Here is a 13,822-nt window from a genome sequence, read left to right as displayed (position 1 = left end):
TGTATAGCTTGAATTATCAGCTAGTGGAAAATAAACGAAGCCTAGAGAAGAATGGGAAAAGCACCGTATTTCCCCACTTTCGGATTTGATTTCCTAATCTGATATGGGATTGCCGCTATACATGAGCTTATGGAGAGAATGTCTAAACCGAACAAGCGCAAAACAAACAATTATTAGTACAATCAGCGCACTCACCTATTCCTTATTGTTTGCCTTTCATATTTAGACTTTCGCCGCCAATGAATACTAGCTTGCCATTACAGATAGCTTCCAAACTACCAGAAGTAAAAACAACAATCTTCGCAACGATGTCGGCGTTAGCTCAGCAACATCAGGCGATTAATCTTGGACAAGGTTTTCCCGATTTTGCTTGTGACCCAAACTTAATTGAACATGTACATGAGGCCATGTTGACTGAACACAATCAATATCCCTTGATGCCTGGTGCGATCCCCTTACGACAAGCGATTGCCGACAAAGTCAGATCTTTGTATAACGCCGTCTATAGCGTTGATACCGAAATCACCGTAACGGCTGGCGCGACGCAAGCCATCATGACGAGCATCTTAGCTTGTGTACATGCAGGCGATGAAGTCATCGTGATCGAGCCTGCTTATGATAGTTATGTACCAACAATACAACTAGCGGGAGGCATACCTGTTTTGGTAGGTATGCGACTTGAGAATGACGAGTTTAGAATTGATTGGGATGCGCTAAAAAGTAAAATTAACGACAAGACACGTCTCATCATTATTAACTCACCGCACAATCCTACAGGAACGACTTTACAAACAAGTGATCTCGATGCACTCGCGCACATGACACGAGATAGCAAAATTTTAATTTTATCTGATGAAGTCTATGAACACATGGTGTTTGATGGGAAAGCCCATTTATCTCTAGCGAGTCACCCTGAGTTGGCAGCGAGAAGTTTTATTATCTCTAGTTTCGGTAAAACGTATCATGTAACAGGCTGGAAAGTCGCATATGTGTTGGCGCCACAGGCACTCAGTACAGAATTTCGTAAGGTGCATCAATTTAATGTATTTACCGTGAATTCGGCGATGCAATTTGGACTTGCCAGCTATATGCAGAACTCGGATGCACATTTGCAACTGGCAACCTTTTATCAAGAAAAACGTGATTACTTCCGGTCGGCTCTGGCGGCTTCAAATTTCCGCTTGCTACCAGTAACGGGCACCTATTTTCAATGCGTAGATTACTCAGCTATTTCGGACAAATCTGAGTTGGCATTTGCCAGTTGGCTCACCGAAGAAATTGGCGTGGCGGCAATTCCCGTCTCGGCTTTTTACCAAAATCAAACACAAAATAAACTAGTACGCTTCTGTTTTGCGAAGAAAAAGGAAACTTTAGATGCGGCTTTAGAGCGTCTGAACAAGTTATAAATTCTTTGTAAACCGCAGATTAATTCGCAGCTCGTTGAAAGTAAAATATTATTTAAAAAAATAATTTAAATATTTATTTTTCCTCAAGAATCTCTAATTTTGTATTACTCGTTTCAGATTTAGACTCAAACTTGGCTGCTCGCGCTTTACGAAGAAAGGATTTCGCTTCAGAACTAACCCGTCGTACTACATCTTGAACCTGACGACGAGTTTGACGCAAATCGTCAAAACAAGCGGTAACAAAAAAGTTACTTTGACACTGTAGTTCTTTGTCATGGATGAAATTTTGCAAGGCAGACTGGACTTGGTCCACTTTACCTAATGCTGTTTCTGCGACTTCGCTTGCGCTAATTGACCCTGCGATAAACTCGCGATTCAATTCTGCGGTCATTTTTTCTAATAAAGTATGTTCGACTTTGGCAGTAGAATTCTGTGCTAAAGCTGGCATTGAAAAGTTGCCAACAAATTCCAGAATACAGAATAGCAAAGTAAGCAATTTAGAGTTTTTTTTATTAAACATGTGCTGGCGTACCTAACATCGCATGGATTTCTCGTTGATCGGCACTCATGTATTCTTGGGATTGCATTTCTATAATACGTGAGACGGTTCGATGAAACTCGTTAGACAGCGTTCCTTGTGTATACAGTAATTCTGGAGCCACTTCGGCGGACATAATCAGTTTTACTTTATTATCGTAAAACACGTCAATGAGCCACGTGAAGCGGCGCGCCTCAGACGACATACCCGCAGACATTTGTGGAATCGACGATAAAATAACGGTATGAAAACGACTGGCGATTTCTAAATAGTCGTTTTGTGAGCGCGGTCCTCCGCACAAGGTGGCAAAATCAAACCAAATCGTAGTGCCTGCGCGGCGTAAAGATTTCAAACGTCGCCCTTCAATATCGACATGTGGATCTTCATCCTTGGTTTCAGCAACTTTCGCAAATGCGGCACGCAAACCTTGATCTGTCTGCGCATTCAAAGGGGTCAAATAAACCTCAACTTGCTCTAATGCCCGCTTGCGATAATCGTTACCAGAATCCACATTTAAAACATCCAAACGTTCTTTAAGTAAGGCGATGGTTGGTAGCATTCTGTCTCTGTGCAAGCCGTCTGGATACAAAGTATCTGGTTGATAGTTTGATGTCATTACGAATGACACCCCATTATCAAACAAGGCTTTCATCAAGTTGTACAACAACATAGCATCGGCCACATCCGACACATGAAATTCGTCAAAACAAATCAGGCGATATTTTTTTGCAATACGGGCAGCGACTTCATTTAAAGGATCTGCTACACCTTTCAATTCATCAAGCTCACGATGTACTGCACGCATAAATTCATGGAAATGCAAGCGAGTTTTACGAACCACCGGCACCACAGAATAAAAACTATCCATCAGGAATGACTTCCCACGTCCTACCCCACCCCACATATAGACCCCGCGAGGTACATCTGGACGAGTGATCAAGCGGACTAGACGATTTGAGCGTTTAGACTTGTACTCAACCCAGTCGTCATAGGCCATCTGCAAACGATCTACCGCAAGTTTTTGCGCTGCATCGGCTTGAAAACCGCGCTGATTAATGGCTTCTTGGTAAAACTCGTGAACATTCATGTTTGGGTTATCGTGATGAGTCGAAGTTGGAAAATCTATTGTTCAATTGATCTATTGAGCGGGTCTACAAACTTAAAAGCGGAATAGATATTCGTGTATCTATTCCGCTTCTTGCATGCAGCTATGAATTATCGATGATCAGAAATTCAGAGAGCGCTTATCCACGGCTAAAGCCGCTTCTTTCGTTGCTTCAGACAAAGAAGGATGTGCGTGGCAGATGCGCGCGATATCTTCGGAAGAGGCACGGAATTCCATCGCTACGACCGCTTCAGAAATCAACTCAGAAGCCATAGGACCAACGATATGTACGCCCAAGATTTCATCGGTCGTTGCATCGGCTAAGAATTTCACCATACCGGAAGTATCACCCAAAGCACGCGCACGGCCATTTGCCATAAACGGGAAAGTGCCCGCTTTGTATGCTACGCCATCGGCTTTCAACTGTTGCTCTGTGCGACCAACCCAGGCGATCTCTGGTGAGGTGTAGATAACCCAAGGAATCGTGTTGAAGTTAACATGACCATGTTGACCAGCGATACGTTCAGCCACGGCAACGCCTTCTTCTTCGGCTTTATGAGCCAGCATAGGGCCACGCACAACGTCACCGACCGCCCACACGTTAGGCAGATTCGTTTTGCAATCACCGTCGACTGCGATAAAACCACGTTCATCTAAAGCTAAACCGACTGCTTCAGAGTTCAAGCCATTCGTGTTTGGGGTACGTCCGATAGAGATAATCAGTTTATCGAAAACAGCTTTGTGCTCAGCACCTTTGTCGTCCGTGTAATTGACTGTGACATCACTGACACCTTTGACGATTTCACCGATCTTCACGCCGAGGTTGATAGACAGACCTTGTTTCACGAATAACTTGTGCGCTTCTTTAGCGATTTGTTCATCGACAGCGCCGAGGAAAGTTGGCAGTGCTTCCAATACGGTAACTTCAGCACCACAACGACGCCACACGCTACCCATTTCCAAGCCAATCACACCAGCCCCAATCACGCCGAGTTTCTTAGGTACTACACCCACTTTCAATGCGCCGTCGTTTGACAGAACTAAATCTTCGTCAAAAGCTGCGCCTGGCAATGCGCGCGCATTCGAACCAGTTGCTAAAACAATATGCTTGCCTATAATGGTTTCTTCTTCCTTACCAGCGACTTTAACTTCGTAGCCGCCGTCTGCCGCTTTTACAAAAGAGCCGTGACCGTGGAAGAAAGTGACCTTATTTTTTTTGAAGAGATAAACGATACCGTCATTATTCTGTTTAACGATCGTATCTTTACGTTTCAACATCTTAGAGACGTCTAATTCCAGACCGCTGACATTGATACCGTGATCCGCAAATGCGTGACCAGCGTGCTCATAATGTTCTGAAGACTGCAACAAAGCCTTAGACGGAATGCAACCAACATTTGTACATGTACCACCCAGCGCTGGGCCACCTTTTTCATTCGTCCACGCATCGATACATGCGGTAGAAAAACCCAATTGTGCCGCGCGAATTGCGGCGATGTAGCCACCAGGACCGCCGCCGATAACGACGACATCAAATTGTTTACTCATAGTCTTACCTTGCAAGGTTCACTGTAATAAAAACGAATAGAAAATGAGCACAGGGATTCACGCAGTTGTTCACTTAAACGAGAATTATTTGCACTCAAAAATAGGTGTAACTCTATGCTTCTTCTGGAATAAAAATCCAAGCCAACAAATAAGCGATGACACCAAAACCAAAACACGCCACAAACAAAAAGAACGCCAAACGCCAAATCCAGGCCTCCAAGCCAGTGAATTTACCCAAGCCACCGCAAACACCGCCTAGCCATTGATCGGTTTTGGAGCGACGCAACTGATTTAAATGCGCGAAAGGATTCTCACCATTTGCATTAGTTTGCGAGCCATTTGCATTGAGTGAAGCCAGCAATTTCTCTTTTGCCTGAGCGAATTCTGCATCAGTCAGTGCGCCTGACTGATGCAATTCGTGCAGACGTTTAATTTCGTCAGCAATATTCATGTTGTGCTGTGATAGTTATTGGTGAAATTACAGATCCAACAATAAACGAGCTGGATCTTCCAATGCTTCTTTCATTGCGACCAAACCAAGAACCGCTTCACGACCGTCGATGATACGGTGATCATAAGACATCGCCAGATAGTTCATAGGACGAATCACGATTTGACCATTTTCAACCACCGCGCGGTCTTTAGTCGCATGCACGCCCAAGATCGCAGATTGTGGTGGATTGATGATCGGTGTCGACAACATAGAACCGAAAGTACCGCCGTTAGAAATCGAGAAAGTACCGCCAGTCAAATCATCCAAAGTCAACTTACCATCTTTGGCTTTTGCACCGAACTCGCCAATTTTCTTTTCGATTTCAGCGATAGACATTTGATCAGCATTGCGCAAGATTGGCACTACCAAACCGCGTGGAGAACCGACAGCGATACCGATATCGAAATAACCGTGGTACACGATGTCGTTGCCGTCTACGGATGCGTTGATAATCGGATACTTCTTCAATGCAGCCACAGCAGCTTTGACGAAGAAAGACATGAAACCTAATTTCACACCATGTTCTTTTTCGAACTTGTCTTTGTACTTATTGCGCAAGTCCATCACCGGCGCCATGTTAACTTCATTGAATGTCGTCAAAATAGCATTGGTTGATTGCGATTGCACTAAACGCTCAGCAATACGTGCACGCAAACGGCTCATAGGAACACGTTCCTCAGGACGATCACCGAGGTTTGCTACTGCAGGAGCGGAAACTTGTTGCAGCGCTGGCTTCGTTACTACTGGAGCAGCTAACGGTGCTACCGCTGGTGCCGCTTTATTGGCAACTGCAGCTAATGCATCACCTTTAGTCACACGACCATCTTTGCCTGTGCCGTCAATCGCGCCAGCGGACAAATTATTTTCTGCCAAAATCTTAGCCGCTGCTGGCATTGCGATACCAGCTGCTGAACTATTTGTTGCGGCCGCAGCAGCCACTGGCGCTGCTAATGCTGCGGTCGCTGCTGGAGCACTTGCGACTGCACCAGCAGATGCTTCTGTATCCAACATTGCGATCACTTGACCTGCAACAACGGTACTGCCATCACCGCTAATGATTTGCGTGATAACGCCAGCTGCTGGTGCTGGCAATTCCAACACCACTTTGTCAGTTTCTACATCCACCAGATTCTCATCACGCGTGACAGCTTCACCCACTTTTTTATGCCAAGTCAATAAAGTTGCTTCTGCAACCGATTCAGATAACTGAGGAACTTTTACTTCGATAATTGCCATGTTTTTTCTCCGTGTAGGATGTCTATTTGGTGCCGCACTTTCGTTTTTATTAGCGGCACCACTTAAGATTATTTAGTCAGAATATAGCCTTTAAGTTTCGAAAAGGCTGCATCAAGCAATGCTTTTTGTTGTGCATAGTGCTTGTCGTAGTAACCGACAGCAGGCGATGCACTAGCAGGTCGACCTGCATAAGCGAGCTTCTGACCTTCATCCAAACTTTCAAAGATATTGTGTTGAATCTGGAACCATGGACCTTGGTTTTGCGGCTCATCTTGTGTCCAAACCAATTCCACCATATTCGGGAATTTTTTCAATTCCGCCACAAAACTCTTGTGTGGGAATGGGTAGAGTTGTTCAACACGAATGATCGCTGTATCAGACTGACCGCGTTCTTTACGGGCATTGACCAGATCATAGTAAACCTTGCCAGAGCAAGCGACTACACGTTTCACTTTCTTCGGATCGATAGATTCGTCCACTTCACCGATCACTGTGTGGAAACTACCTTTTGCCAATTCAGATAATGGTGAGCCAGCATCTTTATTACGCAGCAAAGATTTTGGTGTCATGATGACCAAAGGTTTGCGGAACTGACGGATCATTTGACGGCGTAACAAATGGAAGATCTGTGATGCCGTCGTTGGCTGGACTACCTGCATATTATTATCCGCACACAATTGCAAGAAGCGTTCTGGACGAGCAGAAGAATGCTCTGGCCCCTGACCTTCGTAGCCGTGTGGCAGCATCATTACTAGGCCACAAGCACGACCCCATTTCACTTCGCCTGAGCTAATGAATTGATCGATAACAACCTGTGCACCATTCGCGAAGTCGCCGAATTGTGCTTCCCAGATCGTCAAAGTATTTGGTTCGGCACTAGAGTAACCGTATTCAAACGCCAATACCGCTTCTTCTGACAAGACAGAATCAATCACTGTGAATGGCGCTTGTTTGTCTGAGATATTTTGCAAAGGAATATACGTACCTGCATCCCAACGCTCACGTTTTTGATCATGCAATACAGCATGACGATGAACGAAAGTGCCACGACCAGCATCTTGTCCTGTCAAGCGGATCGCATAGCCAGAAGACACAAGAGAAGCGAAAGCTAAATGTTCGCCCATACCCCAGTCCAGATTCATTTCACCACGGCCCATCGCAGCGCGGTCACCTAAGACTTTTTCCACTAAACTATGTGGTTTGAAATCCGCAGGAATGGTCGTGATACGTTCAGCTAGACGTTTCAATTCAGTCGTTGGAACGGCTGTATCAGCCGCATCAGTCCACTTCTTGTTCAGGAATGGAATCCAGTCAACGGCAAACTTGTTTTTGAAATTCGAAATAACAGGATCAACAGTATGCTTACCGGCATCCATCGCATCGCGGAAGGCTTTCACCATGTCATCCCCAGCTTCGGCAGCGATCGTACCTTGTGCCGCCAACTTATCCGCGTACATCTTACGAGTACCTGGATGTTGTGCGATTTTTTTGTACATCAATGGCTGCGTCAATGCTGGCGTGTCTTGTTCATTATGACCCAATTTACGGTAGCAGATAATGTCGACGACAACGTCTTTCTTGAAAATCATACGATAGTCGAGAGCAATTTGCGTTGCCAAAACCACCGCTTCAGGATCGTCTGCATTGACATGCAAAACTGGTGCTTCGATCATCTTGACGACGTCTGAGCAATACAGGGTTGAACGCGCGTCACGTGGATCAGAAGTCGTGAAACCAATTTGGTTATTGATGACGATATGTACTGTACCGCCTGTGCCATAGCCGCGAGTTTGCGCCAGATTCAAGGTTTCCATTACAACGCCTTGACCTGCGAATGCGGCATCGCCGTGCACCAAAATAGGCAAAACTTGCGCGCCATCCTTATCACCGCGACGTTCCATACGTGCTTTGACAGAGCCTTCGACCACGGGATTAACAATTTCCAAGTGAGATGGATTAAATGCTAAGGACAAATGAACCGGACCGCCAGGCGTTGAAACATCCGATGAAAAGCCTTGGTGATATTTAACGTCACCTGCTGGCAAATCATCGCCGTGTTTCCCCTCAAATTCAGCGAACAAATCTTGTGGCATTTTGCCCAGGGTATTGACCAACACGTTCAAACGACCGCGATGCGCCATACCGATAACGATTTCTTCCACACCGCGTTCACCGGCGCGTTGAATCGTCTCGTCAATCGAAGCAATGAAGCTCTCGCCGCCTTCGAGTGAGAAGCGTTTTTGACCGACATAACGCGTATGTAAGTAACGCTCCAAGCCTTCTGCTGCTGTCAAACGATCGAGAATGTGTTTTTTCTTCTCTGCAGTGAAGTTTGGTGTAGAACGAATAGATTCGAGTTTTTCTTGCATCCAGCGCTTTTCAGCAGGATCGCCGATATACATGAACTCAGCGCCTATAGAACGGCAGTAAGTATCTCGCAAAGAATTGAGCAAGTCGCGTAATGACGCGGTCTCTGCTCCAAAATAGGTGTTACTGATATTGAACTGCGTGTCCATGTCTGCATCAGTAAAACCATAAAAACTTGGTTCTAACTCTGGCAACGGTGGACGCTCTTGACGTTGCAACGGATCCAGATTTGCCCAGCGACTGCCTAAGAAACGGTAAGCAGCGATCAATTGCTGAGCTGCGACGCGTTTGCGTCCCATTTCAGCATCACCAGCTGCACTCACGGTACGAATAGGGCCTTGTTTTGCGCGTTCGGCAAACGATGCGATGACTGGCGCATGTGCGACGTCAGGCTTGGTAGAACCATCAACGGCAGGAACGTGTTGCATGGCGTCGAAATACGCACGCCAATTATCTGGCACCGAGCCAGGATTATTTAGATACGCTTCATATAGTTCTTCAACATACGGCGCATTGCCGCCGAACAGATACGAGTTAGCGTTATATTGTTGCATCATATTGCTCACCTTTCTTCGCGCTTCGCGAGATTAGCGGGTTAATCTAACCTTCCGCGACACGGCCTGACCGGTTAGCGGATTGCACATCAAGTTGTGGGGAAGGACTCATTCGAAATTCTATTTTCAACCTAAACTTTGACTCGGCAGGAAAAACCAAATACCACTTCAAATAAAGCAGGAGGAATATTGACTTTCAACATCAACCGCGAGAATAACATATTTCGCCATAAAAAAAGCGAGTAATTTCTACTCGCTTTTATAAAGTATATCTAATTAATTAAATTTTTAATATTATCGCTTCTGATTAGCACTTTACATTTGCAGCTTAGATTAACGCTTATCCATTGCTGGCACGTCACGCTTTGGTGAGCCAACAAACAATTGACGTGGGCGTCCAATTTTTTGTTCAGGATCAGAAATCATTTCCTTCCACTGAGCGACCCAGCCTACTGTGCGCGCCAAGGCGAAGATACCAGTAAACAATGCAGTTGGAATGCCCAATGCACGCTGTACGATACCAGAGTAGAAATCGACGTTTGGATACAATTTACGAGACACGAAGTACTCATCTTCCAAAGCAATCTTTTCCAACGCCATTGCCAATTTAAACAATGGATCATCTTGCAAACCAAGTTCATTCAAAACTTCATAGCAAGTTTCACGCATCAACTTGGCACGTGGGTCATAGTTTTTATAAACACGATGACCAAAACCCATCAACTTCACGCCAGAATTTTTGTCTTTTACTTGTTCAATGAAATGAGCAATGTTATCTACTGAGCCAATTTCTTCAAGCATACTCAAAGCCGCTTCATTTGCACCGCCATGAGCAGGACCCCACAAGCAAGCAATACCTGCAGCGATACAAGCGAATGGATTGGCACCGGAAGAGCCCGCCAAACGTACTGTCGATGTAGAAGCATTTTGCTCGTGATCTGCATGCAAAACCAAAATACGATCCAAAGCACGCACTAAAACTTCATTGACTTTGTATGGCTCACATGGATTCGAGAACATCATGTACATGAAGTTCGCACTGTATGACAAGTCATTGCGCGGATACACAAACGGTTGACCGATTGAGTATTTGTAGGCCATCGCCACTAGGGTAGGCATCTTGGCGATCAAACGAATCGCAGAAACTTCACGATGATGCGCATCATTGATGTCCAATGAGTCATGGTAGAAAGATGCCAAAGCACCTACAGTACCAACCAACACGGACATAGGATGCGCATCACGACGGAAGCCGCGGAAGAAAAATTGCATCTGTTCGTGCACCATGGTGTGCTTAGTCACTGTTTCAACGAACTTTTCTTTCTGTTCGGCGTTTGGCAATTCGCCATTCAACAACAGATAGCAAGATTCGAGGAAATCACCACCATTTTGAGCCAATTGCTCAATCGGGTATCCGCGATATAACAACTCACCTTTATCACCATCGATGTAGGTAATAGACGAGTTACATGCCGCAGTCGACATAAAACCTGGATCATAAGTAAATTTACCCGTCGCGCCATACAACTTACGAATATCAATCACGTCAGGGCCAATAGAGCCCTTGTAGATTGGCATCTCGATGGATGGGGAGCCATCGGAAAATGATAGCGTTGCTTTTGTTTCAGAGTTAGTCATGGCTCTTCCTTCGTTGCAGGTGAGTCGTTAGTGAAAAATGCGCAAAAAAATGCGATCAAAAAGTGCAAAAAACTTATGCCAAACGCAAACGCGTCAATAGCGTTTTGACTTGAGGCAAATCGAGCTGATCCTCAGGCTCGGTTTTCCCCATCAACAAATCCATTAATTCATTATCAGAGATATCCATCAATCGACTAAATGCGTCGACTTCTTCATCCGATAGAGTTTCCTCATGCGCATCCAAGAAACGCGTGAGTATCAAATCATTTTCCAATAAGCCGCGACGAGCACGCCAGCGTAGCCTCGCTCGATTTACTGGATCACTTTGGTGCAAGCCAGACATAACACCTGACATGATTTTTCCATTTCTTTAAAGTCCGGGATTCAGGACACAACTCAGAACCCCGGCACAAAAATCTAGCTAACTTAATCAGACAATTTAAACAGCACGTCTAACCATGAGCTCTTTAATCTTACCTATTGCACGGGTAGGATTGAGACCTTTAGGGCAAACGTCAACGCAGTTCATAATCGTATGGCAGCGGAATAAACGGTACGGATCTTCCAGATTATCCAAACGCGCACCCGTCGCCTCATCGCGTGAATCAGCGATAAAACGATAAGCTTGCAACAAGCCAGCTGGCCCGACGAATTTATCCGGATTCCACCAGAATGAAGGACATGAAGTAGAGCAGCATGCGCACAAAATACATTCATACAGGCCGTCTAATTCTTCACGCTCAGTTGGAGACTGCAGACGTTCTTTTTCGGGCGGGATACTGTCATTGATCAGGTAAGGCTTGATCGAATTGTATTGTTTAAAGAATTGAGTCATATCGACGATCAAATCGCGAATCACTGGCAATCCTGGCAACGGGCGCAATACGATAGGCTCAGTCAACTCGTTCAAATTGGTAGTACAAGCCAAGCCGTTCTTACCGTTGATATTCATCGCGTCAGAGCCGCACACACCTTCACGACAAGAACGACGCAGAGCCAACGAATCATCAACGTCTGCTTTGATGCGTTGCAAAGCATCGAGCAACATTTTGTCTGTGTCTTGCAATTCAACTGTCAAGTCTTGCATATAAGGCTTCGCATCCTTGTCCGGATCGTAGCGATAGATTTTAAATTTTAATGTACGTGCCATATTGATCTCTTTAGAATGTACGTGCTTTAGGTTGGAAGGTTTCCACCGTGAGCGGCTTAGTTACAACTGGTTTGTAATCTAAGCGATTGCCCTCTGAATACCACAAAGTGTGCTTCATCCAGTTTTCATCATCACGTTTCTCGTAGTCGCGATGTGCATGCGCACCACGAGATTCTTTACGTGCATTCGCGGAAGTAATCGTCGCTTTCGCTGTCTCGATCAAGTTATCCAATTCCAATGCTTCAACCCGTGCGGTATTAAATACTTTTGACTTGTCTTTGAAAGAAACGTGCTTACGACGTTCATCCAATTCCATAATCTTACCCAGACCAGTTTGCAACAAGTCATCAGTACGGAACACGCCACAATATTGCTGCATTGTGCTACGAATTGCATTCGCAACGTCTTGAACTTTTTCAGTGCCCGTACTATTTTCCAGTTTAGCTAAACGCGACATAGCCAGATCTGCTGCATCTTTTGGTAGATCTTTATTGCTGCGTGATTTTAAATTACTTGCAACAACATGATTGCCAGCCGCACGACCGAATACGATCAAATCTAACAAGGAGTTAGTACCCAAACGATTCGCACCATGCACGGAAACGCATGCACATTCGCCAATCGCGTACAAACCATTCACCACTTCATTCACGCCATTCTTAGTTGTGACAACTTGGCCGTGAATATTCGTAGGAATACCGCCCATTTGGTAATGAATCGTTGGAACGACAGGAATAGGCTCTTTAGTTGCATCGACGTTGGCAAATTTGTGACCAATTTCAAGAATCGACGGCAAACGTTTTTGAATGGTATCCGCACCAATGTGACGCAAATCGAGCATCACATGATCTTTGTTTGGACCACAGCCACGACCCTCTTTAATTTCCTGATCCATAGAACGAGAAACAAAGTCACGAGGTGCCAAATCTTTCAATGTAGGAGCATAACGCTCCATGAAGCGCTCACCTAGGCTATTCACCAAAATACCGCCTTCACCGCGTACACCCTCAGTAATCAAAACACCTGCACCAGCCACACCAGTTGGATGGAACTGCCAGAATTCCATATCTTGCAACGGCAAACCAGCGCGTGCCGCCATACCCATACCGTCACCAGTATTGATAAATGCATTGGTTGAAGCCGCGAAAATACGACCCGCACCGCCCGTTGCAAACATGGTTGTCTTGGCTTCTAACATCATAACTTCGCCAGTTTCCATTTCGAGCGCAACCACACCCAAAACATCGCCTGAAGCATCACGAATCAAATCAATCGCCATCCATTCAACGAAGAAATGGGTGCGAGCGCGTACATTTCGTTGGTACAGTGTGTGCAACAGTGCGTGACCTGTACGATCAGCTGCTGCGCATGCGCGCTGCACTGGCTTCTCACCGAAGTTCGCAGTATGACCACCAAATGGACGCTGATAAATCGTGCCATCCGCATTACGATCAAATGGCATACCGAAATGTTCTAATTCGTACACGACTTTCGGCGCTTCACGACACATAAATTCGATCGCATCTTGATCACCAAGATAGTCGCCACCTTTAACGGTGTCGAACATATGCCAGAACCAATTATCTTCGGACATATTGCCGAGTGACGCACCGATACCACCTTGCGCTGCGACGGTGTGGGAACGTGTTGGAAACACTTTCGACAAAACTGCCACATTCAGGCCAGCTTCTGCCAACTGTAAAGATGCGCGCATACCGGATCCACCGGCACCGACGATTACCGCATCAAAGCGACGGGAAGGGATTGCAGATTTAATTGCAGCCACG

11 protein-coding genes are annotated in these 13,822 nt (G+C 45.5%); 1 reads left to right on the top strand and 10 read right to left on the bottom strand.

Annotation, left to right across the window (positions count from 1 at the left end; translation table 11 throughout):
• Window positions 1-239: 239 nt before the first annotated feature.
• Complete coding sequence (locus ACO0KZ_RS09345; protein WP_422994901.1) at window positions 240-1,406, top strand: methionine aminotransferase; 1,167 nt, start codon at window positions 240-242, stop codon at window positions 1,404-1,406.
• Window positions 1,407-1,479: 73 nt separating this feature from the next.
• Here the strand turns inward: ACO0KZ_RS09345 and ACO0KZ_RS09340 are convergent, their stop codons facing one another.
• The 10 genes from ACO0KZ_RS09340 to sdhA all read right to left on the bottom strand — a co-directional run bounded on the left by ACO0KZ_RS09340 (window position 1,480) and on the right by sdhA (window position 13,821).
• Window positions 1,480-1,854: a hypothetical protein gene (locus tag ACO0KZ_RS09340; protein ID WP_422994900.1), complete on the bottom strand. Its 375-nt coding sequence runs from the start codon at window positions 1,852-1,854 to the stop codon at window positions 1,480-1,482.
• A 64-nt stretch (window positions 1,855-1,918) separates the two neighbouring features.
• The gene (gene zapE, locus ACO0KZ_RS09335) at window positions 1,919-3,031 is read right to left on the bottom strand and encodes a cell division protein ZapE (RefSeq protein WP_422994899.1); all 1,113 of its coding nucleotides are present in this window, start codon (window positions 3,029-3,031) and stop codon (window positions 1,919-1,921) included.
• Window positions 3,032-3,169: 138 nt separating this feature from the next.
• The gene (lpdA, locus tag ACO0KZ_RS09330; protein WP_422994898.1) at window positions 3,170-4,597 is read right to left on the bottom strand and encodes a dihydrolipoyl dehydrogenase; all 1,428 of its coding nucleotides are present in this window, start codon (window positions 4,595-4,597) and stop codon (window positions 3,170-3,172) included.
• A gap of 112 nt (window positions 4,598-4,709) precedes the next feature.
• Entirely contained in the window at window positions 4,710-5,048 is a 339-nt protein-coding gene (locus tag ACO0KZ_RS09325; protein WP_422994897.1) for a PspC domain-containing protein, read from the bottom strand.
• A gap of 27 nt (window positions 5,049-5,075) precedes the next feature.
• Entirely contained in the window at window positions 5,076-6,326 is a 1,251-nt protein-coding gene (gene odhB / locus ACO0KZ_RS09320; protein WP_422994896.1) for a 2-oxoglutarate dehydrogenase complex dihydrolipoyllysine-residue succinyltransferase, read from the bottom strand.
• Window positions 6,327-6,394: 68 nt separating this feature from the next.
• Window positions 6,395-9,250 carry a 2-oxoglutarate dehydrogenase E1 component gene (locus ACO0KZ_RS09315; protein WP_422994895.1) on the bottom strand — a complete coding sequence of 952 codons (2,856 nt, stop codon included), beginning with the start codon at window positions 9,248-9,250 and terminating at the stop codon, window positions 6,395-6,397.
• Window positions 9,251-9,580: 330 nt separating this feature from the next.
• Window positions 9,581-10,885, bottom strand: a complete 1,305-nt coding sequence (gene gltA, locus ACO0KZ_RS09310; protein WP_422994894.1) for a citrate synthase — start codon at window positions 10,883-10,885, stop codon at window positions 9,581-9,583.
• 73 nt (window positions 10,886-10,958) lie between these two features.
• Window positions 10,959-11,228, bottom strand: a complete 270-nt coding sequence (locus ACO0KZ_RS09305) for a succinate dehydrogenase assembly factor 2 (protein WP_422995290.1) — start codon at window positions 11,226-11,228, stop codon at window positions 10,959-10,961.
• A gap of 96 nt (window positions 11,229-11,324) precedes the next feature.
• Window positions 11,325-12,035 carry a succinate dehydrogenase iron-sulfur subunit gene (locus ACO0KZ_RS09300; protein WP_314863830.1) on the bottom strand — a complete coding sequence of 237 codons (711 nt, stop codon included), beginning with the start codon at window positions 12,033-12,035 and terminating at the stop codon, window positions 11,325-11,327.
• 10 nt (window positions 12,036-12,045) lie between these two features.
• On the bottom strand, window positions 12,046-13,821 hold the full coding sequence (gene sdhA / locus ACO0KZ_RS09295; RefSeq protein ID WP_422994893.1) for a succinate dehydrogenase flavoprotein subunit: 1,776 nt from the start codon (window positions 13,819-13,821) through the stop codon (window positions 12,046-12,048).
• Between the last annotated feature and the right edge of the window lies 1 nt (window position 13,822).

Origin of the sequence: Undibacterium sp. Di24W, from assembly GCF_049340325.1 — a bacterium.
In the GTDB taxonomy this organism is placed as follows: Bacteria; Pseudomonadota; Gammaproteobacteria; order Burkholderiales; family Burkholderiaceae_D; genus Undibacterium.
The sequence above is the reverse complement of the archived record's forward strand: the minus strand, read 5'-3'. Positions and strand labels throughout refer to the sequence as shown.

What these genes read in the sequence shown, in the direction of transcription:
- ACO0KZ_RS09345 (WP_422994901.1), top strand. Translation starts at nt 240, where the DNA reads ATGAATACTAGCTTGCCATTACAGATAGCTTCCAAACTACCAGAAGTA.
- ACO0KZ_RS09340 (WP_422994900.1), bottom strand. Translation starts at nt 1,854, where the DNA reads ATGCCAGCTTTAGCACAGAATTCTACTGCCAAAGTCGAACATACTTTA.
- zapE (WP_422994899.1), bottom strand. Translation starts at nt 3,031, where the DNA reads ATGAATGTTCACGAGTTTTACCAAGAAGCCATTAATCAGCGCGGTTTT.
- lpdA (WP_422994898.1), bottom strand. Translation starts at nt 4,597, where the DNA reads ATGAGTAAACAATTTGATGTCGTCGTTATCGGCGGCGGTCCTGGTGGC.
- ACO0KZ_RS09325 (WP_422994897.1), bottom strand. Translation starts at nt 5,048, where the DNA reads ATGAATATTGCTGACGAAATTAAACGTCTGCACGAATTGCATCAGTCA.
- odhB (WP_422994896.1), bottom strand. Translation starts at nt 6,326, where the DNA reads ATGGCAATTATCGAAGTAAAAGTTCCTCAGTTATCTGAATCGGTTGCA.
- ACO0KZ_RS09315 (WP_422994895.1), bottom strand. Translation starts at nt 9,250, where the DNA reads ATGATGCAACAATATAACGCTAACTCGTATCTGTTCGGCGGCAATGCG.
- gltA (WP_422994894.1), bottom strand. Translation starts at nt 10,885, where the DNA reads ATGACTAACTCTGAAACAAAAGCAACGCTATCATTTTCCGATGGCTCC.
- ACO0KZ_RS09305 (WP_422995290.1), bottom strand. Translation starts at nt 11,228, where the DNA reads ATGTCTGGCTTGCACCAAAGTGATCCAGTAAATCGAGCGAGGCTACGC.
- ACO0KZ_RS09300 (WP_314863830.1), bottom strand. Translation starts at nt 12,035, where the DNA reads ATGGCACGTACATTAAAATTTAAAATCTATCGCTACGATCCGGACAAG.